Raw genomic sequence first — 23,974 nt, forward strand, 5'->3', positions numbered from 1 at the left:
TATGACTAAAATTCGTACCCTAACCCCTCGACTGGCAAACCAAATTGCGGCAGGGGAAGTTGTTGAGCGCCCGGCCTCGGTGGCAAAGGAATTGTTGGAGAATGCCTTGGATGCTGGGGCGACGCGAGTTGATATTGAGGTAGAGCAAGGTGGCGTCAAGCTCATTCGTGTGCGTGATAACGGTTCAGGTTTAGCGGCGGATGACCTGCCCCTCGCGTTGTCTCGTCATGCTACGTCGAAAATATATCAGTTGGACGATCTCGAGGCGGTCACGTCGCTGGGTTTCCGTGGCGAGGCTTTGGCGTCGATCAGTTCGGTGTCGAAGCTATTGATGAGCTCCAGTGAGGATGGTGAAGAGGCTTGGCAAGCTCGTACTCAGGGCGCTGATATGGTGCCAGAGCTGAGTCCTACAGCGCATCCCCAGGGGACCACCGTAGAAGTTCGCGATCTCTTTTTCAACACGCCAGCTAGACGAAAATTTCTACGCACCGAAAAGACCGAGTTCGGACGTATTGATGATACCTTCAAGCGCGTTGCGTTGGCGAATTTCGGTACCAACTTTACCCTGAGGCACAACGGTAAAACGATCCATTCACTCCGCTCTGGCGAAGATCAATTATCAATGGAGCGGCGGATCGCAGAGCTTTGCGGTAGGGCATTTATGGAAGACGCCATACACGTCAATGTCGCTGCATCGGGCTTGAAACTTTGGGGTTGGTTAGCGAAGCCTACTTTTTCTAGGTCGCAAGCGGACTTGCAGTACTTCTTCGTCAATGGTCGTGCCATTCGAGATCGGGTAGTCAGTCACGCCGTTCGCCAGGCATATCGGGATGTGCTGTTTCATGGCCGCCACCCTGCATTTGTTTTATACCTCGAGCTAGATCCGTCAACGGTTGACGTCAACGTGCACCCCACTAAGCATGAAGTTCGCTTTAGGGATCAGCGTTTAGTGCATGATTTTTTGTTTAGAACACTTCACCGCGTGATTGCCGAGTTGAAGCCCAGCGACTCACTTCCTGGCGCTGTCGATACCTCAACGGCACAAATTGCCATGGCCAACGAAGCCGTCTTGAATGCCATTAACGAACAGCGTCCCTTAGGTTTTGCTAGCGCCACGGCCTCGACACCCCAGGGTGGCTCTGGAAGCTTTAACACTGGTTATCAGCCCGCCCCGCCCAGTCAGAATAATGATTGGAAAGGTTTGTATTCAGCTGCGAGCGCAGCAGACGGTAGCAGTGACTCTTTGGCTAATACTGCCTTTACACCACAGCCACTCAGTGAGACAAGTTCTGACGATATCCCGCCGCTTGGTTTTGCTATCGCTCAACTGAAGGGCATTTATATTCTTGCCGAAAATGAGCAAGGGCTTATCGTGGTAGATATGCATGCGGCACATGAGCGAATTACCTACGAGCGAATGAAGGCTGATTTTTCGGCGAATGGACTATTGGGTCAGCCGCTTTTGGTGCCGCAGGGATTGGCTGCGTCGGCAGGTCAGGTAGAAGCCGCAGAAATGCATCAGCAGTTGTTCGTGAAACTTGGATTTCAGGTCGATGTCGTCAGTGATGAGAGTTTGATTATTCGTCAAGTTCCGGTGCTGTTGAGCCAGGCGAATGTTGAGCAGCTCGTCTATGATGTGCTGGTGGACCTCGAGAAGTACGGCACCTCTGATCGTATCGAAGCCCACGTTAATGAACTGCTTTCCACCATGGCTTGCCATGGATCGGTTCGCGCAAATCGCAAACTTACGGTACCGGAAATGAACGCTCTACTTCGTGATATGGAGGAAACCGAGCGCAGTGGACAGTGTAACCACGGCCGTCCAACTTGGACGCTAATGACGCTTAACCAGCTCGACAAACTATTCCTGCGAGGGCAGTAAGGTGGCGAACTCGGCCTTAAATCGCGTGGGTTTCCTGATGGGGCCCACTGCGTCGGGAAAAACCGCCTTAGCAATAGAGCTCTACCAGAGCGGTGGCTTTGATATTATTTCGGTGGACTCCGCTATGGTGTATCGCGGTTTGGATATCGGTAGCGCGAAGCCCTCCCAAGAAGAACTAGTCCAGGCGCCTCACCGTCTTATTGATATCCGCGATCCCGCAGAGGCCTACAATGCGGTTGATTTTCGCAATGACGCGCTACGAGAAATTGAACGCAGTCACGCTCGCAATCGGATACCACTCTTTGTTGGCGGAACAATGCTCTATTACAAGGTATTATTGGAAGGCGTGGCGAATATGCCCTCGGCCGACGCTGCAGTGCGTGCAAAAGTAGAGGCAATTGCGGAAGAAAAAGGTTGGCAAGCTGTTCATGCCCTGCTGACGCAGGTTGACCCGGTCGCGGCTGAACGCATCCATCCCAATCACTCACAACGTTTGTCACGTGCTTATGAGGTCTTCCTGCAAACGGGCAAGCCGCTCTCGCAGTGGCATTCCGAGCAGGAACGCGACGCGTTATGCGAACGCTATAACGTCAGGCAGATGGCGGTGATGCCAATCGATCGAAAAATCCTACATGGACGAATTGAGCAACGCTTTGATCAGATGATGGAGTTAGGTTTTGAAGCGGAAGTGATGGCGTTGATGCAGCGTGAAGACCTTCACCTGGATCTCCCGTCTATGCGTTCGGTGGGGTATCGGCAAATGTGGCGCTACCTTGCTGGCGAGATTAACTTTGCCACCATGCGTGATCAGATTCTTGCCGCAACGCGTCAACTCGCCAAACGCCAATTTACCTGGTTGCGTGGTTGGGAAGACGTCTATCATCTCGATGTTTCGGGAACCCCTGACTTGGAGGCGTTAAATAATCTTGCTTTGCGCTACTATCAGCGGGACTAACGGTGGTACACTTCGACGAGCGGATAATTTATTCGTCATTTTTTTGGCAGTCGTGCTATACCTAAGTTTGCTATAGCCGTATTAGATTGCTTAACCACTCAAGGAGAAAGTCATGTCAAAAGGGCATACCCTACAAGACCCTTATTTAAACGTTCTTAGAAAAGATCGCATTCCTGTATCAATTTACCTCGTCAACGGTATTAAGTTGCAGGGTCAAATTGAGTCATTTGACCAGTTTGTTGTCCTCCTTAAGAATACAGTTAGCCAAATGGTCTACAAGCATGCAATTTCAACAATTGTACCTGCTCGTGCCGTGCGCGTCCCAGTTGCTAACCCTGCTGAGGCTAGTGACGCTGAATAAGGAAAGATATTCCTTTGTTTTTTGATCGACCCGACTCAGGTGAACTTGCTGTTCTGGTTCACCTAGAGTTCTCTCAATTAGAATCTTCCGAAGACCCCCGCGAATTTGAAGAGCTAGTACTAGCAGCTGGCGGAGATCCCGTCGCTTTTATTACCGGTAAGCGAGCCATGCCAACCGCCAAGTATTTCGTTGGCACCGGGAAGCTGGAAGAAATTCGCGAAACCGTTGAGCAAGAAGGCGCTCAGCTGGTTATCTTCGACCATAACTTAAGCCCATCGCAAGAGCGAAACATTGAAGCCTACCTGGGTTGTCGTGTGCTTGATCGCACCGGTCTAATTCTTGATATTTTCGCCCAGCGTGCGCGAACCCACGAAGGTAAGCTGCAGGTTGAGCTTGCGCAGCTTCGCCATATGTCCACGCGACTAATCCGCGGTTGGACCCACTTAGAACGTCAAAAAGGTGGTATTGGACTTCGCGGGCCGGGTGAAACCCAGCTTGAATCTGATCGGCGAATGCTTCGCGAGCGTATACAGTACATAGAACGTCGTCTGGATAAAGTACGAAAAACGCGAGCCGAAGGTCGTCGTTCCCGGAGCCGTGCATCAGTTCCCACTGTCTCGCTGGTGGGTTACACCAACGCAGGGAAAAGTACGCTATTTAATCGGCTTGCTGATTCCGATGTCTTCGCAGCGAACCAATTATTCGCAACACTTGATCCAACAATGCGCCGGATAGAGGTGGAAGATGTGGGCCCAGTGGTGCTAGCCGATACGGTTGGATTCATTAGTCATTTGCCTCACCGCCTTGTGGAGGCATTTCGCGCCACCTTAGAGGAGGCTGCCACGGCAGACTTACTCTTGCATGTTGTGGATGCTAGCGAAATGGGGCGCGATGAACAAATCGCTCACGTAGATGAAGTGCTTGAAGAAATTAAGGCCAACGAGTTACCTACCTTGATGGTATTTAATAAAATTGACCTTCTAGGGCACGAAGAAGGTCGGATAGATCGCGATGAGCACGGCGTGCCGTGGCGCGTCTGGGTGTCAGCGGTTACCGGCGCTGGGATTGGTCAGCTGGCGGCCGCCTTGCGTGAACGATTAGGGACGGGCGTGATTAGCGCTAGGTTAGAGCTTGAGCCATCTCAAGGGCGCCTTCGCGCGGAACTCCATAATCGGGGCGTCGTGAGTAACGAAGAATACTTGGACAATGGCAACGTCAGTTTAGAGGTGAAAATTAGCACGGTAAATCTCGCGCAGATGCGGGCCCATGATGCCGAGGCTGATGACGCTTTTACCGCCGCGGGGCATCCCAAGCCAAAGCCAACACTCTACTGATTTTTTAGAGGGCACTTCGGTTACTGCGGTAGTAATTGAGGCGTCAAATGACTATATTTGCATACATAACAACTTGCTTATCAATACTGGAGAAAAATTATGGCTTGGAATGAGCCCGGCGATAAAGGCCGCGACCCTTGGGGTGGCGGTAATAAGAACGACGGACCACCGGACCTTGATGATGCACTCAAGCAGCTAAATGACCGCCTTCGCGGCCTGTTTGGTGGCGGCTCGTCAAATGGCGGTAAAGGTGGTTCGGGATCTTCTATGGGGATTGTTGGCTTAGTTATCGCTGTTGTCGTTCTACTTTGGGGTGCTTCAGGTATCTACCAGGTGAATGAACAGGAACGTGGCGTGGTCTTGCGTTTAGGTATGTTCCATGAAGTGGTTGGTCCTGGTCTTCAATGGAACCCACCGCTAATCGATGACGTGACGATTGAGAACGTGACCAATCTCCGTCCACACCGCACCAGCGGCCGTATGTTGACTAAGGATCTGAACTTGGTTGAAGTGAGCATCTCGGTGCAATATCGCATTTCAGATATTCAGAACTTCGTTCTTAAAGTCGACAACCCAGAGCGTTCCTTACGTGAAGCAACGGACTCAGCGTTACGCCAAGTCATTGGTGCAACGGATATGGACGCGGTGCTAACGGATGGTCGTGCAGCCATTGCTACTGAGGCGCGTGTTCGTCTTCAAGAATTGATGGAAGTTTATGCTACCGGTATCGAGGTAACGAAAGTTGCTATTGAGCAATCGGAAGCGCCTGCCGATGTTCGCGACGCATTTAACGACGTGAGTCGCGCATTGGAAGATCGTGACCGTCTAAGACAGGAAGCCGAAGCGTACGCTTTGGGTATTGTCCCTATTGCTCGTGGTCAAGCACAGCGTGTTTATCAAGAGTCTGAGGCGTACCGTGATCGTGTGATTGCCGAAGCAGAAGGTGAGACCGCGCGTTTTAATGCGTTACTCGTTGAGTATCAGCGTGCACCAGAGGTAACTCGCCAGCGCCTTTACATCGATATGATGCAAGATGTCTTGGGTGACAGTAATAAGGTGTTGATTGATGTGGAAGGGGGTAACAACATGATGTACCTACCGCTGGATCGTCTTATGCAGTCTAATGCGCCACGTCTAAATCTTAGTGAAACAAGCATGCGCGAAGCACAGGCAACGCTCGAGTCTTTACGGACACAACCAACAGAAGTTCCAACTAATACAAGGGGGCCACGTCGATGAACTCGAATAAACCAGTTTTTATCCTAATTGGCCTGCTAGTACTTGCTTTCATCGCATCGAAGTCACTCTATGTGGTGTCGGAAACCGAGCGAGCGGTAAAGCTCCGTTTCGGTAAAATGGAAGAGGCAGATATTGCACCCGGCTTACACTTAAAGGTGCCTTTTGTTGAAGACGTCCGTTTCTTCGATGCACGAGTACAGACACTTGACGCGCCACCGGAAGACTTCCTCAACGCTGAGAAAAAGCTACTAACGGTCGATTCCTTTGCGAAATGGCGTATTATTGACGTTGATCGTTACTACACCTCAACCAACGGTGATGTTCGCCGAGCGGCGTCGTTACTTGCGCAGCGAATCTCTGAAGGCTTGCGTAACGAGTTCGCCTTGCGTTCACTCTCTGAAGCCGTAGCGCTCGAACGTGACGAGATGATGGAAGATCTAACGGCCGGCCTCGTTGATGCGACTCGTGAGCAGCTGGGCATTGAAATTGTTGATGTTCGCGTCAAGAAGATTGAGCTGCCTAACGATGTATCCAGTGACGTATTCCGCCGTATGCGTGCAGAGCGTGAGCGACAGGCTCGTGAATACCGCTCGCAGGGTCAAGAAGTTGCTGAAGGTATCCGTGCCGACGCTGATCGCCAAAAGATTGTGATTGAAGCGAACGCTTATCGCGACGCCGAAATTCTTCGAGGTGAAGGTGATGCCCGCGCGGCGGCTATCTATGCTGAGTCTTACGGCAAAGACACCGAGTTCTATACGTTTTGGCGCTCACTTGATGCCTACCGTCATACGTTTAATCGTGACGGGGACATCATGGTCTTGCAGCCTGATTCAGAATTCTTCAATTACCTGAAGGACTCTAACGGAAAGGCTGACTAAAAAAGGTTAGCCGCCCCGTCTATAGGGTGGTAGAATCCGTTAACCGGGCTTGCCCGGTTTTTTTGTGCGAAAAAAACGCTTAGCTGAAGGCGCTAAAATCGACCTTCGGTATAGCGAAACCATTAAAGGATAGAGTTGAAATGAGTAGCGTTAATCGTTGGTTGCTTCCGGAGGGCATCGAAGAACTTTTGCCTGAGACAGCGCGTCGCGTAGAGTTTCTCCGTCGACATTTACTCAACCTCTATACCTCTTGGGGGTATCAATTAGTTATTCCTCCATTAGTTGAATTTACTGAGTCGCTGCTACTAGATCAAAATAGCGACTTAGACCTTAAGACCCTTAAGGTCATGGATCGAATTAGTGGCAAGATGATGGGGCTTCGGGCTGATATTACTGCCCAAATTGCCCGTATTGATGCACATGCGATGCGTAACGAAGGTGCCAATCGTCTCTGCTATGCAGGTTCTGTGGTGCATACCACTCCGTCAGCACCTTTGGCATCGCGCTCGCCCATACAGATAGGCTGTGAGCTATACGGCGAGTCGTCTGTTAGTGGTGATGTTGAAGTGATGTCATTAATGTTGCAGACACTCAGCACCATCGGTGTGGCTGATTTGACCCTAGATTTGGGGCATATTTCCATTCTGGAAGAGCTGCAGTTAGCCGCTGAGCTGAGTGCCACTGATCGCGATGCGCTCGCAGCGGCGCTAAAGACTAAGTCGATGGCGCAGTTTGATGCGGTCCTCGCTCAACTGACGATTGATACAAAAATTCAGCAACAACTTCGTGCTGTTGCTACTATTCAAGGTGGCAGTGACGCGCTCCGTCAACTAGATGAGCTATTGCGAGGCACGAGCGCCAATCTGGATATAGCTTTAGATGAGCTACAAGTTAGTTTTCAGACCATCGCTAAGCGCTTTCCATCGGTTGCCGTATTTATTGACCTTACAGAGATGCGTGGCTTTGACTATCACACTGGGCTCGTTTTTTCGGCATTATCTAGTTCGTCAGGAAAGCCGCTCGCGAACGGCGGCCGATATAACAATATCAGCCACCAGTTTGGCCGAGATCGTGCGGCCACTGGGTTTAACTGTGACTTGAAGGCGCTGAGCCTCGTTGCAACCGTTGAGCCGCCAGAGATGTTGGCGCCAATCTATGTCGCATCATCGGATGTAGAAGCTTTGTGGCAAGAAATTGAAGTGCGTCGTCAAAACGGCGAAACGGTAGTTGAAGGCAATGCGCCTGAGGGCGGCCGACAATTAATTTATCGAGATCAGCGCGCAGCGCTGATTAATCTTTAACTTGTAAAACGACTGGCAGAGATACCATGGGAAATAACGTAGTTGTACTTGGCACGCAATGGGGTGACGAGGGCAAGGGTAAAATCGTTGATCTACTAACAGACCGCGCACAGGTGGTTGTTCGCTTTCAAGGCGGCCACAACGCAGGGCACACGTTGGTTATCGACGGCAAAAAGACCGCTTTGCACCTAATTCCATCGGGCATTTTGCGCGATAAAGTTCACTGTGCCATTGGTAATGGTGTGGTGCTGGCTCTGGATGCGCTTCATAAAGAAATGAAGGGTCTAGAGGACAACGGCGTGCCAGTTCGTGAGCGACTAAGCATCTCTAACGCTTGCCCGCTTATTCTCCCTATCCACGTAGCGCTTGACGTAGCGCGCGAAAAAGCACGCGGTGCCAAGAAGATTGGTACTACCGGTCGTGGAATTGGCCCAGCTTACGAAGATAAGGTTGCACGCCGCGGCTTGCGCTTGGGTGATGCGCTTAATCCTGAGTTGTTCGCTGAAAAATTGAAGGGCGTCATGAAGTACCACAACTTCATGTTAACTGAATACTACGGTGAGGAAGCAATTTCTTACGAAGAAACACTTGAGCAGACGCTGGCGATGGCTGAAGACCTTCGTCCACTCATTGCTAATGTTACAGAGCTACTTCACACCTATCGTGAAAATGGTGCGAACATCATGTTTGAAGGTGCACAGGGCTCATTATTAGATATTGATCACGGTACCTACCCGTTTGTAACGTCGTCGAATACCACTGCCGGTGGTACCGCAACCGGATCTGGTGTTGGGCCGCTTTACCTTGATTACATTTTAGGTATCACCAAGGCTTACACTACGCGCGTAGGTTCGGGGCCTTTCCCAACCGAGTTGTTTGATGATGTAGGTGCTCGTCTAGCAGAGCGCGGTCACGAGTTTGGCACCACTACTGGTAGAGCTCGCCGCTGTGGTTGGTTTGATGCGGTGGCGCTAAAGCAAGCGGTTCGTATCAACTCTATCTCTGGTATCTGTCTAACTAAGTTGGACGTACTGGACGGCCTAGAAGAAGTGAAAATCTGTATTGCCTACCATGATGCGAATGGCGAGTCTGTAGCGGCGCCAACCTCCGCCGACGAGTACGAGCTAATTAAACCTGTTTATGAGTCAATGCCGGGTTGGACTGAAAACACCGTAGGTGCAACTTCAATGGAGCAACTCCCGCAGGCAGCATTAGACTATATTGCTCGTCTTTCAGAGGTTTGTGGTGTGCCCATTGATATCGTTTCAACCGGTCCTGACCGTGTAGAGACGGTGGTGTTGCGTCACCCTTTCGAAGCGTAGTAAGCGCGTAGAAAAGAAAAAGGCGTCCAATTGGACGTCTTTTTTGTGTCTGCTAGCTTATCCGCAACGTGCTCTTGCGAAGTTTTAAGAGCGGCGACTACATGGTGGGCGTTGCGGGGTTGTTCGAGTGATCCTGTACTAGCTCATTTTCGATATCTTCAATCACATCCTGAACCTGTTCTAGATCCAACGTACGCATGCCAATTGCAATAAGAATAGCAAGGAGTAGCTGAGCGCCAAGGGTGCCCGTGGTTATCTTTGTGCGCAATGTGCCGGGGCGCTGATGAATGCCCATGGCTTCCAGCCTTTCGGAGAGTTCTTTATATTCCATCCCCTTAAGTACCATTTGTGAGCGAATAAGGCGTTTGAGCGTCTCACGCAATGCAGGGGTATCATAATTACTGCCAGCCATTTCCAAATCACCTTTTGTTAAACATACTTAATATTACGATACTAAATAATTAATTTGAAGTTATATTAACTATGTGTTAATAATAGTTAACAAATAATACAGAAAAGGAGTTTTTCGATGGATATAGTTTCGATAGTCATACTGATCGTAGCGATAATCACTGTCTTAATGTCAATCAAAATGGTTGATCAAGGTTGGATGTATACCGTTGAGCGGTTTGGACGTTACACCAAGACCATTGGCCCTGGTATCAATTTCATTGTGCCAGTTGTGGATAAGATTGGCCGTAAGCAGAATATCATGGAGCAAGTTCTGGACGTTCATCCGCAGGAAGTAATCTCGCGTGATAACGCCATGGTTACCACTGATGCGGTATGTTTCTTCCAGGTCATCGATGCCGTGAAAGCGTCCTATGAAGTCAATGACCTTGAGCGAGCCATGCAAAACTTAGTCATGACTAACATCCGTGCCGTTTTGGGTTCAATGGAATTGGATGAGATGTTGTCGAGTCGTGACCGTATCAATATGGCGTTGTTGGAAAAGGTTGATGAGGCCACTGACCCATGGGGCGTCAAGGTTACCCGTATTGAAATTCGTGACATCACGCCACCTCGCGACCTCGTGGATTCTATGGCTAATCAAATGAAAGCAGAGCGAGATAAGCGAGCAGCAATCTTGGTGGCGCAAGGTGTTAGAGAGGCCGAAATTCAGCGTGCTGAAGGTGAAAAGCAGGCCGAGATTCTCCGTGCAGAAGGTGCTAGAACAGCAGCATTCTTGGAGTCCGAAGCGCGTGAGCGAGAAGCGGAAGCAGAAGCGAAGGCAACGCGCGTGGTATCGGAGTCCATTGCAGCGGGTGATATAAACGCCATCAACTACTTTGTCGCGCAAAAGTACACGCAAGCACTGACTGAGATCGGCAGCGCAGAAAACTCTAAAGTTGTATTGATGCCGCTTGAAGCAAGTAGCTTGATTGGTTCACTTGACGGCATTAAAAATGTGCTAGCTTCAACCAAAGAATAACGAGGAGCGGGATATGAATATTGAGATGCTTTGGTGGCATTGGGTAGTTCTTGGCGGAGCGCTTATTGCCTTAGAAATGCTTGGCGCGGCGGGCTTTTTGATGGGAATTGCCGTAGCGGCGCTTGGCACCGCGGTGTTAACGGCAGTGTTGCCAATTGGTTGGGAACTGCAGCTATTAGCATTCGCCCCAACCGCCGCCATTCTTTCTTTCTTATACATAAAGCGCTTCAAGGCGTTTAACGAGAAGACGGATCGGCCTCAGCTCAATAATCGTTTGGTTCAACTGATTGGTAGCGAGGGCTGCGTTACCAGCGTTGGTGCAGCGCAAGTTAAGATTCAGATTGGCGATAGTCTCTGGTCAGTAGTTTGCGAGGAGCCGGTAGAGGTTGGTGATCAGTTGGTGATTACCAGTCTTAGCGGCGATACGCTGCAAGCAAAAAAGGCGAGTCATTGACTCGCCTTTTTCTATTGGGGGATAAACAACTTACTAAAACACGCCGGCTAGCTTGGAATGCCGGTGGAGTCTCGTTTAACCAATTCTGGCTGAAATGAAAGTGTCGGTGTGTTGCTTATATCGGTGTTGCAGATGAGTTTTACCAGCCTTTCTCCGGCTGATCTGGCGATATCATGGTTGGGCTGATGTGCAGTTGTGAGGCGAGGCCATGTTTGGCGCGAAAAGGGGCTATCCTCAAAGCCAGCAATCGATAGCTGCTCTGGAATCTGCAGCCCATAAAGTCTTGCGGCAAAAAGCGCGCCTGCGGCAATTTCATCATTCAGTGCAAACACGGCAGAAGGCACTCTGCCCTCTTCGATCAATATCCGCATATTGGCCACGCCGGATTCAAACGAGTACTCACCGTTGAGTACTTGAGCGCGATGATGAGGATCTAACGCGGACTTGAAGCCACTTACTCGCTGCTGCGTTGAGGCGTGCTCTTCATCGCCGCTAAGAATGGCGATATCCGTATGTCCTAGACTAACGATATAGTCGCCTATCTCCTTTGCAGCCTCGAAATCGTCAACGTAAACGGAGTTTGCTTCAACGGTAGCTGGGGCCTGGCCCGAGATGACTCGTACAAACGGAATTTTACGGGTTGTTAGCATTTCGATGGTGGCCGGATCTTCGGAGAATGGCGGGGTTAAGACAAGCCCAGCTATACGCGAGCGCTTTACGAGCTTGTCCACCACTTCAGCTAGCGCCTCATTGGTTTCCTTCACTGGGTGGATTAGCAGCTCAAAGCCCGCGTCATGGCAACTTTTTAGTAGGCCTTCCTGAAACTCAATGACGTAGTAGGCGTTAGGGTTGTTATAAATATAACCCACTGAATAGGTATGATTTCCGGCGAGATTACGCGCCGCGTTATTGGGTTGATATCCTAGCTCTTCGACAATTGCCATGACCTTTTCTTTGGTGGCATCCTTCACCGAGGTCTCATTATTCAAAACCCGTGAAACGGTTTTGAATGAGACGCCGGCTTTAGCTGCAATGTCGCGAATCGTAATGCTCAAAATAGGACCCAACTTATCGTTATTGTGAACGCCTAATGACGCTAGGGGCATTCCTGTGTCAAAAAATCAATCAAATCAGTTGCTTAGGCTGTTCATTGGGGCTAGCCCTGAAGAGGACAGGGGCATGCTGTGCGAAGCTACCTAAGCCGCTAAGTGGAATTGCTGCCACCATACGTATGGCTACCGATTGAAAACTATTGATGACAACGTTGTCAAATTTTTCTTGTTTTATTTTTTTTCTTTGAATAAGATGATAATGACACCGTTGTCATCTAACCTTTGAAGTTCGAGTGGCGGCGTGGCAATAGTCTAGCGCTGTAACACAGTTTAAGACTCGCGTCCGTTAGAGGCGCATATAATGATAATGATCCTTTTGGGGGAATCTCAATGAGTAAGCGTACGTTAATGGCTCGGTCTATCCAAGCCGCACTTCTTGTAACCACTGGCGCTATGGCTGTTGGTACGGTTGCACAGGAAGAAGTAGTAGAAGAAGTAGTAGTAACTGGTATTCGTGCCTCTATGCAGGACGCGATGAACACCAAGCGTAACTCTGACACTGTAATCGAAGCGATTTCAGCTGAAGATGTTGGCAAGTTCCCAGATAAGAACGTGGCTGAGTCACTTTCTCGTCTACCAGGTGTTTCTGTATCACGTGACTTCGGTGAAGGTGAGAAGATCACTATCCGTGGCGCTGGTCCAGATTTCAACCGTACTCTTCTAAACGGCCAGACTGTTGCAACAGCTGACTGGTTCATTCTTGACAATCCAGCACGTAGCTTCAACTACACGCTACTACCATCTTCATTGGTATCTGGCCTAGAAGTTCACAAAGCTTCTTTGGCATCAGTTGATGAAGGCTCATTGGGTGGTACGGTAATCGTTAAGACTCGTCGTCCACTAGATCTAGACGCAGCAACTATCAACTTCGGTGCAAGCGCTAGCTACGGTGAGAACTCAGAAGAAATCGATCCGTCAGTAAACGGTCTTTTCTCTTGGAAGAACGATTCAGAAACTTTCGGTGCGTTGATCTCGGCTACTCGCCAGGAAAACACAGTTAACCGTGCAGGTTTCGAAGTATTGGGTTGGGCTGACACTAACGCGAACGGCATCATGACGCCGACCGTTATGGGTTCACCACTATTCATTCAAGAGCGTGAACTAACTACCTTGTTCGCATCGGTACAGTTCGCACCTACCGAAGACATGGTATTCACGCTTGATGTGCTCGATTCACAGCTTGATTCAGACAACATGAACGCTAACTGGTTGGCGTGGACTGGTCGTGACGAAGATGAGCTAGAGCAAACAGGTACTATTAAGAGTAACTCAACTGTAGCCGGCTCTATCATGGGTGGCGGTGACGCAGTAGTTAACTACATCAACCGTGTATCTTCTACAGAGACTTCATCGATCACGTTGAACTTTGAGTACGACACCGATGCTTACAGTGTTGATGCGGCAATTGGTACAACTGAAGCAAGTGGCGGTACTTACCGTGAAACTTCTTGGGAGTACGGCTACACAGGTGGTGATTACAGCTACGATCTAGGCAGCCCAAGCATGAGCATGGACCCATCGCCAACTGACGCAGCTGATTTCGGCGCAGGTTGGATCTGGGGTGGTGAGAAGCCAACAACTGACGAAGAGAAATACGCGCAGGTTGATTTCGAAGTGCCGCTAGACATGGGTATGGTTACTGGTATTCAGTTCGGTGCGAAGATGCGTCAAGCTGAGCGTACTCAGGATCGTAAAGTTTACTCTTGGCATGGTCCAGACACATATGATGCTGCTGCGAACGGCGACATCGGTTGGAACGTTTACCTTCAGTATATTTTCAACGAATGTCCTGATCTTTCATCATGTGGCCTTGATGCACTTGGCAACATCAATACTGGCGCGCCAGTAGGTGGCAACATTACCGATCAGCTAGCCCAGAACCGTAAGGTAATGGAAGAGATTGCTTTCGGTGGTCTTAATGGTGTAGCGGCAGATTACGCGATTTCTCGCGAGCTTGCTAACCAGTGGTCAGTTGAAGAAGACACTACTGCGCTATACGTGCAGGCTGACTTCGAAGGTGACAACTTCCGCGGTAACGTAGGTGTTCGTTACGTAACGACTGATCAAACTTCTGGCGCATGGAGCTTCAGCGGCGATTCTTGGGGTTTCCTAACTCTTGATCGTAACTGGTTGACACCGTCGCAGCTTGAGTGGGTTGAGACCGACAACAGCTACAGCGAGTTCTTGCCAAGCTTGAACATCGCTTACGACCTAAACGAAGATATGATCATTCGTGGTGCGGCATCACGTGTAATGGCTCGTCAGAACTGGTCTAACCTGTCTTCTTTCGAATCTTACGGTGCGCTTAATTCACCAAACCCAACGGGTCAGGCGGGTAACCCTAACTTGAAGCCATTCTTTGCTAACAAGCTAGACGTGTCTTACGAGTGGTACTACGCTGATGCATCAATGTTCTCGGCAACGTTCTTCTACAACGACCAAGACTCTTACCAGGTAGGTTCAACTTACGTTAAGCCAATCTACGACCAGCAAGCAGGTCAAGATGTTGACGTAACCTTTACGCGTCCTGAGAATGGTCCAGGTGGAACCGCTACTGGTCTAGAATTCAGCGTGCAACATGACTTCGGTGGTTTCGGTGTACAGGGTAACTACGCTTACACTTCAACTTCTGCTGACGATGCGTCAATGGAAGATAAAGTACCTGGCGTATCTGAGCACACTGCAAACTTGATGGGTTACTACGAAAACGACGACTTTGGCGCTCGTTTGATGTATAACTACCGTAGTGACTTCTACAACGGCTTGCACTGGAACGGTAATGACCTAAGCACTGACGCTTACGGCCAGATCGATGCTTCTGCAACTTGGTATGTTACTGATTACTTCCAGCTAGATGTTGAGGCGCTTAACCTTGGCAACGAGCAGATTGTTCAGTACAGTGAGTACGAAGATCGCCTAATGTCAGTCTATGAAAACGGACGACGTTTCGTAATCAGCGGTCGCTTTAGCTTCTAAGCGAATCGCGTAAAATGAAACGCCGGGCCTTAGCCCGGCGTTTTTGTTTGTATATAATAATGGATGTAGCAATGACCAAAGAATTTCAGCCCCTAGATAAGGGCGTTCACAGTGATCTAAAAATTAAACCTGGCTTGAGCTTTGCTCACCTTGCAGGCCAGAACGTTGTTCCCCTCGTGGCGCAAGAGTTCGGTTTCGCCAGCGCAAATTTCCCAGTAATGTTTGTTAAAGATCCAAATAACGGAGAATTCCGTTCGGTGGGTATTTTAGGTGTGGAAGAGGGCGAGAACCTCGTTTTCACCGCTGACAAAGCTAACACTACTTATATCCCAATGGATATTCAGCGTTACCCTTTCGCGGTAGCACGTGACGACGAAAACCAGCGCCTGGTGCTTTGTGTTGACGTTAAGAGTGATCTACTTGCTGAAGACGGTGAAGCCATCATTTCTGAAGACGGCACACTCGGCGCACGCGCAGAGCGTTCGCAGGAAATCATGAAGCAGTACGTAGAGCAGGAAGCGGTTACCCGTGAATTGCTTCGTGTGCTTGACGAATATGAGTTGATTGCTCCAGCACAGGTGCGTGTAACTATTGAGGGCGAGTCACGCCTACTTAACGGTTTGTTCCGTGTAGATGATAAGAAGGTTCAAGAGCTTAGTGACGACAAAGTACTTGAGTTACATCGCCGTAACTACTTCCCTGCTATTTTCGCGCACCTTCAGTCTTTGGCACAGCTACAAGTGTTAATTGACCTTAAGGCTGCACAGCAGAAGTAAGTGATGAAAGAAGTAACGAATGGCGACTTAGCGGCAGCCCTTCGGGCAGCAATTGAGGCGCAGGAGCCCCTCGTCATTCGTGGCTTTGCCAGCGACTTTTCGCTGGTAAAGGCTGCTCAATCAGGGAACAATGAACTCCTAAAACTCCTCCAGGACAAAGCATCGGTCGCTCGCGTCAACACGCTCGAGGCGCCGGCGCGTTATCAAGGTAGAGTTGGTTACCGCGAAGACAGTTTCCGGCTCAATTTTGACCGCCGTGAAATTGCCTTTGATAAGTTTCTTAGCCGTTTGGCGCAATCCCAGTCCCTAGAAAGTCCACCGCTTTATTCTATCCAGTCCGCCTATGTGTCTGATTACTTAGATGACCTGAGTGATGAGGTTAAGCTTGCCGTTTGGCCAAATGTTGAACCGCGTATCTGGATTGGAAATCGCACTACGGTGGCGCCGCACGTTGACGACAGTGATAACATTGCGGTGGTTGCTGCAGGGCAGCGTAAATTTACGCTTTTTCCTCCCGCCCAACTTCATAATCTCTATGTGGGTCCGGTAGATCATACTCCTAGCGGAGCGTCAATTTCGTTGGTAGATATTAATTCACCTGATTATGAGGCGTTTCCCCGTTATCGTGAAGCGGAAGTAACCAAGCAGGTGGTGCAGTTGTCTCCCGGTGACGCTATCTTCATTCCTATGTTGTGGTGGCATCAGGTGGAAGCATTATCTGATATAAACGTGCTGCTTAATTATTGGGATGGTGGATCAATTGGCGGGGATGACGTGGTCAATCCCATTCAAGCCATGCTGTTAACAAGGCTGGCAATGCGCGGGCGAACTGTGAAGCAGCGTAAAGCCTGGCAGTCCTTTTTCGATTACTACGCATTCGCCGAAGATCAAACGGCTACACAGCATCTCCCTGAATCCGTTCACGGCGTGCTGTCTAATCATGATGATTCGGCTGCGGCGGCCCTAGCCGCGAATATTGCTAAGCGAGTAGTCACTAAAAATACCAAATGACAACGTTGTCATTTGCCTTCATTTACGGTTTAATACGTATATTGAAAAAGCGTAGTCGTGCAATGTGAGCTAGTCTCTCAAAGCCTAAATGACCCATGGAGCAAATGATGACCAATACACTAATGGAACGCGAAGCTCGCGAAACCCCTCAACGCATCGCGGAGCAGTTCAAGGCGAATCAGGCAACGGTTGCTGAGTTAGGAAAGCGTCTTAGAGACACTCCTCCAGCCGGAGTCATGATTGTGGGTCGCGGTTCTTCGGATCACGCAGGCGTTTACGGCAAATATCTTATCGAGATTGAAGTAGGCGTACCGGTTTATGCTGCCGCGCCATCGGTTGCGAGTGTGTATGGTCGTAAGCTAAAGCTTGAGAACTTTCTGGTCATCGTTATTTCTCAGTCTGGACGTTCGCCTGACATTTTGGCACAGGCTGAAATGGCTAAAAAAGCGGGCGCGCACGTTGTAGCCTTGGTCAATGACGAAACCTCTCCAATCAAAGATATCGTTGATACCTTTATCCCGCTGAGCGCCGGCGCTGAAACTTCGGTCGCGGCAACCAAGAGTTACTTGTGTACCCTCGCAGCACTGGCACATATTACCGCCGAGTGGGCGGATAGCGATGAACTTCGTGCCGGCCTGACTAAACTACCGGCCGCGCTTGACGCCACGTTGGCAGAGAAGCCGCAGTTGAGTGTGGAGCAGTTCAAAGGTGAGCGTAACCTAGTCGTTCTTGGTCGTGGGCTAGGCTTCGCGGTATCAAAGGAAGTGGCTCTGAAGCTGAAAGAAGTTTGTTCTATTCACGCTGAGTCATTTAGTTCGGCAGAATTCCTTCATGGCCCAGTAACCTTAGTTGAGCAGAAGCTAACGATTCTCGAGCTCTCTGTGAAGGATGAATCGGAAGAAGCGCACGGGGAACAGGTAGCCGAAGTCACCTCACGTGGCGCTAATGTCCTTCATCTGCAGCAGTGCGCGGCCGATATCCATCCGCGTTTGGCTCCACTGAGCTTGTTACAGCGTTTCTACGTTGATATTGCGCAAGTTGCTGTTGATCTTGGTTTCTCACCAGACGAGCCAAAGGGTTTGAAGAAGGTTACACAAACACTATGAGTCAGCAATTCCACTTCAAATCACTTTTTAACGGTAAGGAATGGCTGAGCCATGTCACCGTTGACGTTGTTGATGGTACGATTTCCGCTATCAATGAAGGCGCGAGCGCGGAAGAGTGTTTAAGTGGAAAAGTGATACCTGGGTTTATTGATACTCAGGTCAATGGCGGCGGTGGAGCGCTATTCAATTTTGCGCCAACCCTAGACGGCCTAAAGACGATGATGGCGGCGCACGCGCAATTTGGTACCGTAGCGATGCTACCTACCTTAATCACCGATGATGTCGATGTAATCGCTGCAGCGGCCAATACCATTGCATCCGCTATTGCTGCTAACGAACCGGGTATTCTCGGTGTTCATTTTGAAGGGCCGCATTTGTCGGTACCTAAAAAAGGAACTCACGAGGAGAGTAAAATTCGCCCAATTAGCGAGGCTGAGTGGGCGGTTTACGAGCGTGGTGACCTCGGAATTAAGATGGTCACCTTAGCGCCAGAGTGCGTTGAGATTGAGGATATCAAACGCTTAGTGCGTGCCGGCGTTATTGTCTGCCTAGGGCATACTAACGCGACATTCGAAGAAACAAATGCTGCGCTAGCAGCCGGTGCAACGGGTTTCACCCACCTATATAATGCAATGAGCGCCTTTACTTCTCGTGCGGAAGGTGTGGTGGGCGCGGCGCTGTTAGCCGATGATGCTTGGTGTGGAATAATCGTGGATCGTCACCATGTTAGTGCGGGCGCTTTGCGGGTTGCGCTTCGCAGCAAGCCAAAAGGTAAGCTAGTTCTAGTTACCGATGCAATGTCCTTAATTGGCACTGACGAAAGTGAATTCGAGTTCTTTGGTCGAAAAGTCATTCGTCAGGGTGACCGATTAAATTCCACCACTGGCGAACTAGCGGGCTCTCACTTAGATATGTTGACCGCTGTCAATAATACTGTAGTGGACTTAGGAGTTAGTTTCGAGGAGGCCGTTGCAATGGCTTCGGAATACCCAGCGGCGTTTATCAATGCATCGTCACTGGGGAATCTCCAGGTGGGCTCAGCTGCATCTTGGGTGCAGCTGAGTGAAGATAATACCAAGGTTTTAACAACGGTCATCGACGGCCAAATTATTTACCAACAACAATAACAACAAAAAAGCGGGACGTAATCGGGTGCGCCCACTCCTACTTTATTAACCAGGGAGAGTCGTATGACTTCAGAAATTAACAATTCATCGAAGGCTGCTCAGGCGAGCAACTTCGGTCCTATCGCCATTATTGGTGCGCTGTTCTTTATTTTCGGTTTTATCACCTGGGCTAACGGAGCGCTAGTTCCCTACCTGCAGATGGTTTGTCAGTTATCGGAAACCGAGGCAATTCTCGTTGCATCAGCCTTCTATGTGGCCTACACCGCGATGGCGCTGCCGTCTGCTATGGTGTTGGAAAAGTTTGGCTATAAGGATGGCATGGCGATTGGCCTGTTCACCTTAGTTATTGGCTTTTTGATGTACATTCCGGCTGCGCAGGCGCAAGACTTCGTGCTCTTCCTGCTAGCTCAGTTCGTAATTGGTACCGGTCTCACCTTGCTGCAAACCGGCGCAAACCCTTATGTGGTTAAAGTGGGCCCTGCAGAGAGTGCAGCGGTTCGTATCATGTTCATGGGGCTATTGAATAAAGGCGCGGGCTTTATTGCTCCGTTGGCGTTCACGGCGGTTGTATTGAGTGGCTTTGACGGTATCTCTGCTCAGTCTTTGGCGGCAATGCCTGAAGCGCAAAAAGCAGAAACCATTACCGCACTCGCAGATGGGCTCATTAATCCTTACATTGGCTTGGCGATTACTTTCTTGGTGCTCGCAGCGCTACTAAAGATGTCGCCACTACCGGAACTTTCTGCGGACGATGATGAAGTTGATGCCGTTGGCGATGCCTCGGGTTCAGAGAGCAAGACATCTATTATGCAGTTCCCTGGCCTCATCTTGGGTGCCATTACTATTTTCGTATACGTTGGTGCGGAGGTCATTGCAGGCGACACGATTGGCTTGTTCGCTTCAAATCTTGGCGTGGCGAATGCGACCTCGTTGACCTCTTATACTATGGCGTTCATGCTCATTGGCTACGCACTAGGTATCGCGCTAATTCCACGTGTGATCAATCAGGAAACGGCGCTTAAGGCTTCGGCTATTTCTGGAATCATCTTCTCATTCGCGGTGATTTTGAGTAACCCAGAGAGCACGGTGGTTTCTAGCCTACTTTGGGGTTGGATGGGTGTCCCGCTACTGCCTGACACAATTAGCTTCATCGCATTGCTTGGCTTTGCCAACGCACTAGTTTGGCCGGCGGTATGGCCGCTAGCACTAGATGGCCTTGGTAAATTCACCGCCAAAGGTTCAGCTCTACTGATCATGGGTATCTCGGGTGGCGCACTACTGCCCCTCGTATACGGTTTGTTGGCAGAGTCTATTGACGGTCAAACGGCTTACGCAGTGATGTTACCTCTTTACGCTTACATTCTTTACTATGCCCTTAAGGGTCATAAAAAACGCGAGTGGTAATCACTCGCTACTGGCGAGTGTTATTCGCTAGCAATGCACACTGAAAGACCTGGTTAACACTTTGATAGATAGCGTTAGCCAGTTTGCCCAACGGGCGAAGTACCAAACTTGTTATCGATAGTGAGAGCTATCAACCTTACCCTATGCGAGTTTCGACTCGCGCTTTTTACTGGCCCTTCAGTACGCCACCAACGTTTGTTAGTGGCGCCTTTTTTACTTCCAGAGCATACTTATTGCCTTCGGCCTTCGGCCTTCGGCCTTCGGCTTTCGGCTTTCGGCGTTCGGCTTTCGGCTTTCGGCTAACGGCTAACGGCTTTCGGCTAACGGCTTTCGGCTAACGGCTGAACGCGCATATCCTGCTTCTTATATTCTCCGAGGTACGGTTAGATAAGTCTCGGCCGCTTTGTTGGCGCACCATCACGACAGGCTGTGATGCAGCAAGGCTTCGCCCTCTACTGAACAGTCGGTAAAGGAACGGCGGTTCTAAAGCGTTTCAATGATCGGCGCAGGTTGACTGCTTAAGGTGAAGAGGTTTCATGAGGATGGGCAAAAAAAATGAGCTCGAGTAGCCTCGAGCTCAAAAGGAAGCGTCAAAAGTGTGTACGAAGCGCTTTTGACACGCGGGGTTAGGGGCCGCTAGTGCTTAAGCGGTTCGATCTTGGGAATCAAAATAAGTACGGACAACATGGCAACAATGGCTAATGAAGCGCCAATAATAAATGCTGGGGTGTAGTTGCCGTTAGCCGTTAATATTGGCACCAATGAAGTAAGACCTACAGCGCCAAGCTTGGCAGCCATGCCCGAAATTCCGGCTAAAGTACCAACAGCTTTCTTACCTAGCAGATCACTTGGTAAGGTTTGAACGTTGCCGATAGCGGTTTGAAATCCGAAAAGAATCACTGCCATGATCAGAACAGCATTAATTGCAGAGCCAGGGCTGGCCATAGCTAAGAGCGCTGGCAACATGATTAAGCAACCAAGACTAATAACTGTCTTTCTTGTCTTATTCACATCCCAACCAGCTTTTAAGCGGTTTTGCGCGAAGAGGCCGCCAAACCAAGCTCCGAACATGGCTCCTACATAAGGAACCCAGCCGTAAATGCCAATGGCCTTAACATCCATTCCGTAGACTTCGTTTAGATAGATTGGGATCCAGAAAACGAATAGCCACCAGATAGGGTCAATTGCCGCAGAGGAAATGATGACTCCCCAGCTTTGCTTTCGCTTAAGCAGTTCACCAGTTGACGGATTGTATTCCTCAACCAGCTCGCCATTAATACTCTCCTCGGTACGCTGACCAGTGAGGATGTACTCTCGTTCTTCGGCAGTAATCCATGGATGAGATCCGGGCGGAGATTTGACAAGGATGACCCATGGTATAACCCAAAGGAAGCCGAGAAGACCAACGATTACGAAGACTAACTGCCAGCTAAAATATACGGTCAGGACTGCAATCAAAGGAATGGCAACAATGCCACCGATGGCAGCCCCCGAATTGAAGATGCCCTGGGCTAAGGCTCGTTCTTTGGTAGGAAACCACTCGGCATTGGCTTTGGCCGCGCCAGGCCAGTTACCGGCTTCAGCTACACCAAGTACAGATCTCATGATACTTAGGCTCAGAACGCCCTGTGCAAAGGCGTGGGCTATGGTGGCTAAAGACCAGACACCAATCGACAAGACAAAGCCTAATCGCGTTCCAATCCAATCAAAGACCTTGCCGAAAATTGCTTGGCCGAAGGCATATGAAAAAACGAAGACGATCGAAATGTTAGCGTAAATTTGCTTTCGCTCAAACGAAGATTCGTTAGGGAAGAGCTCTTCAACGATGTCTGGCCATAGGACGCTTAGCGCCTGACGGTCAATGTAGTTAATGATGGTTGCAATGGCGATGAGCGCAATGACCCACCACCTGATTCCCATAATCTTCATGCTAAGATCCCTCGATGAAATCGCTTCTTACCGGGCTAAAGGTATCAATTAGAATTCCGCCGGTCGGGCTGATTGCTCCGTGCTCGACATGGGGAGGTATCAGGCAGCTATCGCCTTTACGTAGAACGCGGATCTCTCCGTCAATATTGAAATGAAATTCACCCTCTTCCACGTAGGTTACCTGTGAGTGGCGATGCTTGTGGGTATAGCCCTCAGCGCCCTCAGCAAACCAAACCTTAACGGCCATCAACTCATGGTTGTAACCCAGAATCTGGCGCTTTAGGCCACCACCTAGGTCTTCTACTTCGCTGGTCGCTGCGAAAATAAAGTGTTCGCTCTGCACTTTAGTCATTGATCTTCCTCGCTGAAAAATTCGTTGACGAATATTGCTTACTTATTAAGCGTACGAAAGTAATCGAAGATCTCAGGAACATTGCCGCTCCCCATGCCTTGCTCTACGGCGACCTGTAGGTAACTAGAGGCTCCGCTAGCAATCTTTGATTCCGTATCAAGGTCTTCAAGCATTGCTAAGAAGTAGCCGAGGTCCTTGTTGGCGTTGGCGATTGAGAAACCTAGGTCGCTAACGCCATCAACTGCGTAGTTCTTGCAGAATTGCATAAATGGGGAGTTTGACGGGCCTGCGGACATGATGTCGAAAAGTTGTTGTCCGTCTACGCCTGCTCGTTCAGCAACAGCGAACGCTTGAGACATCGCGCACACCGTCGTCATGCCCATGAAGTTATTGATGAGTTTGGTGGTGTGTCCAGCGCCCAATGGGCCAAGATGGAAAACGTTCTCACCTTGATCTTTTAATATCGGTAGTGCGCGTTCGTAAACCGCTAGGTCACCAGCCGCCATAATATTCAATAGGCCGTCTTTTGCGTGAGCCGGTGTTCGGCCAAGTGGCGCGTCAATCATGTCAGCGCCTTTGGCTTTGATGTCGGCGCCGATTCGGCGTGTTGAGGATGGTACTGAGGTGCCGTAATCAATCACGATGGTCCCGCTTTGAATACCCGCCAGAATGCCATCATCGGCGTACATCACTTTCTCTACGATGGTTGACGTAGTTAGGCAAAGCATAATGATGTCACTCTTTTCGGCGAGTTCTTTCGCCGATGACATGGCCGAAGCGCCTCGAGCGACGCAGACGCCAACCGCTTCTGGGTTGAGGTCTAAAACGTTAACGCTGTAGTTTTTGCGTTGTAAGTTTTCAACCATGTTTCCGCCCATAAGCCCGAGGCCAATGAAGCCAATAGTAGGTTGTGACATAAATATCTCCTTGAATAAAACGTAGGTTGTTAACCGTTAAGCCGAGTTGGGAAGCTTGCAGCTAAACAGTGAGCAATGAATAAGTGTCTTGATAATGTGTAGTTGA

21 protein-coding genes are annotated in these 23,974 nt (G+C 49.7%); 16 read left to right on the forward strand and 5 right to left on the reverse strand.

What is annotated here, in order from left to right; all coding sequences use genetic code 11:
- The first annotated feature begins 1 nt into the window (after position 1).
- The 8 genes from mutL (at position 2) to DFR27_RS01105 (ending at position 9,272) form a co-directional block, all read left to right on the forward strand.
- Positions 2 to 1,882 carry a DNA mismatch repair endonuclease MutL gene (gene mutL / locus DFR27_RS01070; RefSeq protein ID WP_121875609.1) on the forward strand — a complete coding sequence of 627 codons (1,881 nt, stop codon included), beginning with the start codon at positions 2 to 4 and terminating at the stop codon, positions 1,880 to 1,882.
- Between the two features lie 37 nt (positions 1,883 to 1,919).
- On the forward strand, positions 1,920 to 2,837 hold the full coding sequence (miaA, locus tag DFR27_RS01075; RefSeq protein WP_121876084.1) for a tRNA (adenosine(37)-N6)-dimethylallyltransferase MiaA: 918 nt from the start codon (positions 1,920 to 1,922) through the stop codon (positions 2,835 to 2,837).
- 112 nt (positions 2,838 to 2,949) lie between these two features.
- Entirely contained in the window at positions 2,950 to 3,198 is a 249-nt protein-coding gene (gene hfq / locus DFR27_RS01080) for an RNA chaperone Hfq (RefSeq protein ID WP_121875610.1), read from the forward strand.
- 14 nt (positions 3,199 to 3,212) lie between these two features.
- Positions 3,213 to 4,532, forward strand: a complete 1,320-nt coding sequence (gene hflX, locus DFR27_RS01085) for a ribosome rescue GTPase HflX (protein ID WP_121875611.1) — start codon at positions 3,213 to 3,215, stop codon at positions 4,530 to 4,532.
- Positions 4,533 to 4,631: 99 nt separating this feature from the next.
- Positions 4,632 to 5,771, forward strand: a complete 1,140-nt coding sequence (gene hflK, locus DFR27_RS01090) for an FtsH protease activity modulator HflK (RefSeq protein ID WP_121875612.1) — start codon at positions 4,632 to 4,634, stop codon at positions 5,769 to 5,771.
- On the forward strand, positions 5,768 to 6,649 hold the full coding sequence (gene hflC / locus DFR27_RS01095) for a protease modulator HflC (protein WP_121875613.1): 882 nt from the start codon (positions 5,768 to 5,770) through the stop codon (positions 6,647 to 6,649). Before hflK ends, hflC begins: the two co-directional genes overlap by 4 nt.
- A gap of 140 nt (positions 6,650 to 6,789) precedes the next feature.
- Positions 6,790 to 7,950, forward strand: coding sequence for an ATP phosphoribosyltransferase regulatory subunit (locus tag DFR27_RS01100; protein ID WP_121875614.1), 1,161 nt, complete (start codon positions 6,790 to 6,792; stop codon positions 7,948 to 7,950).
- Positions 7,951 to 7,976: 26 nt separating this feature from the next.
- Positions 7,977 to 9,272, forward strand: a complete 1,296-nt coding sequence (locus tag DFR27_RS01105; protein WP_121875615.1) for an adenylosuccinate synthase — start codon at positions 7,977 to 7,979, stop codon at positions 9,270 to 9,272.
- A gap of 97 nt (positions 9,273 to 9,369) precedes the next feature.
- Here the strand turns inward: DFR27_RS01105 and DFR27_RS01110 are convergent, their stop codons facing one another.
- Entirely contained in the window at positions 9,370 to 9,684 is a 315-nt protein-coding gene (locus DFR27_RS01110; RefSeq protein ID WP_121875616.1) for a DUF6471 domain-containing protein, read from the reverse strand.
- A gap of 117 nt (positions 9,685 to 9,801) precedes the next feature.
- On the opposite strand from DFR27_RS01110, the gene DFR27_RS01115 reads away from it, so the two are divergent.
- Positions 9,802 to 10,704, forward strand: coding sequence for an SPFH domain-containing protein (locus tag DFR27_RS01115; protein ID WP_121875617.1), 903 nt, complete (start codon positions 9,802 to 9,804; stop codon positions 10,702 to 10,704).
- 13 nt (positions 10,705 to 10,717) lie between these two features.
- Positions 10,718 to 11,158, forward strand: a complete 441-nt coding sequence (locus tag DFR27_RS01120; protein ID WP_121875618.1) for an NfeD family protein — start codon at positions 10,718 to 10,720, stop codon at positions 11,156 to 11,158.
- A gap of 47 nt (positions 11,159 to 11,205) precedes the next feature.
- On the opposite strand, the gene DFR27_RS01125 is transcribed toward DFR27_RS01120, so the two are convergent.
- The gene (locus DFR27_RS01125) at positions 11,206 to 12,213 is read right to left on the reverse strand and encodes a LacI family DNA-binding transcriptional regulator (RefSeq protein ID WP_121876085.1); all 1,008 of its coding nucleotides are present in this window, start codon (positions 12,211 to 12,213) and stop codon (positions 11,206 to 11,208) included.
- A 387-nt stretch (positions 12,214 to 12,600) separates the two neighbouring features.
- Here DFR27_RS01125 and DFR27_RS01130 point away from each other — a divergent pair, with 387 nt between their 5' ends.
- From DFR27_RS01130 to DFR27_RS01155, 6 genes are all read left to right on the forward strand, one after another.
- The gene (locus tag DFR27_RS01130) at positions 12,601 to 15,246 is read left to right on the forward strand and encodes a TonB-dependent receptor (protein WP_121875619.1); all 2,646 of its coding nucleotides are present in this window, start codon (positions 12,601 to 12,603) and stop codon (positions 15,244 to 15,246) included.
- Between the two features lie 71 nt (positions 15,247 to 15,317).
- Complete coding sequence (locus DFR27_RS01135; protein ID WP_170150731.1) at positions 15,318 to 16,022, forward strand: SapC family protein; 705 nt, start codon at positions 15,318 to 15,320, stop codon at positions 16,020 to 16,022.
- Positions 16,023 to 16,025: 3 nt separating this feature from the next.
- Entirely contained in the window at positions 16,026 to 17,033 is a 1,008-nt protein-coding gene (locus DFR27_RS01140; RefSeq protein WP_147434492.1) for a cupin-like domain-containing protein, read from the forward strand.
- A gap of 107 nt (positions 17,034 to 17,140) precedes the next feature.
- Positions 17,141 to 18,139, forward strand: a complete 999-nt coding sequence (gene nagB-II / locus DFR27_RS01145; RefSeq protein WP_121875622.1) for a glucosamine-6-phosphate deaminase NagB-II — start codon at positions 17,141 to 17,143, stop codon at positions 18,137 to 18,139.
- Positions 18,136 to 19,266: an N-acetylglucosamine-6-phosphate deacetylase gene (nagA, locus tag DFR27_RS01150; protein ID WP_121875623.1), complete on the forward strand. Its 1,131-nt coding sequence runs from the start codon at positions 18,136 to 18,138 to the stop codon at positions 19,264 to 19,266. Before nagB-II ends, nagA begins: the two co-directional genes overlap by 4 nt.
- Before the next feature lie 63 nt (positions 19,267 to 19,329).
- Positions 19,330 to 20,670: a sugar MFS transporter gene (locus DFR27_RS01155; RefSeq protein ID WP_121875624.1), complete on the forward strand. Its 1,341-nt coding sequence runs from the start codon at positions 19,330 to 19,332 to the stop codon at positions 20,668 to 20,670.
- 636 nt (positions 20,671 to 21,306) lie between these two features.
- Here the strand turns inward: DFR27_RS01155 and DFR27_RS01160 are convergent.
- The 3 genes from DFR27_RS01160 to DFR27_RS01170 are packed head-to-tail and all read right to left on the reverse strand — an operon-like array spanning position 21,307 to position 23,868.
- A complete protein-coding gene (locus tag DFR27_RS01160; protein ID WP_121875625.1) occupies positions 21,307 to 22,599 on the reverse strand; it encodes an MFS transporter in 1,293 nt (430 codons plus the stop codon).
- 1 nt (position 22,600) lies between these two features.
- Positions 22,601 to 22,951, reverse strand: a complete 351-nt coding sequence (locus DFR27_RS01165) for a cupin domain-containing protein (protein WP_121875626.1) — start codon at positions 22,949 to 22,951, stop codon at positions 22,601 to 22,603.
- A gap of 38 nt (positions 22,952 to 22,989) precedes the next feature.
- Positions 22,990 to 23,868, reverse strand: coding sequence for an NAD(P)-dependent oxidoreductase (locus tag DFR27_RS01170; RefSeq protein ID WP_121875627.1), 879 nt, complete (start codon positions 23,866 to 23,868; stop codon positions 22,990 to 22,992).
- Between the last annotated feature and the right edge of the window lie 106 nt (positions 23,869 to 23,974).

Source organism: Umboniibacter marinipuniceus (assembly GCF_003688415.1).
GTDB lineage: Bacteria > Pseudomonadota > Gammaproteobacteria > Pseudomonadales > DSM-25080 > Umboniibacter > Umboniibacter marinipuniceus.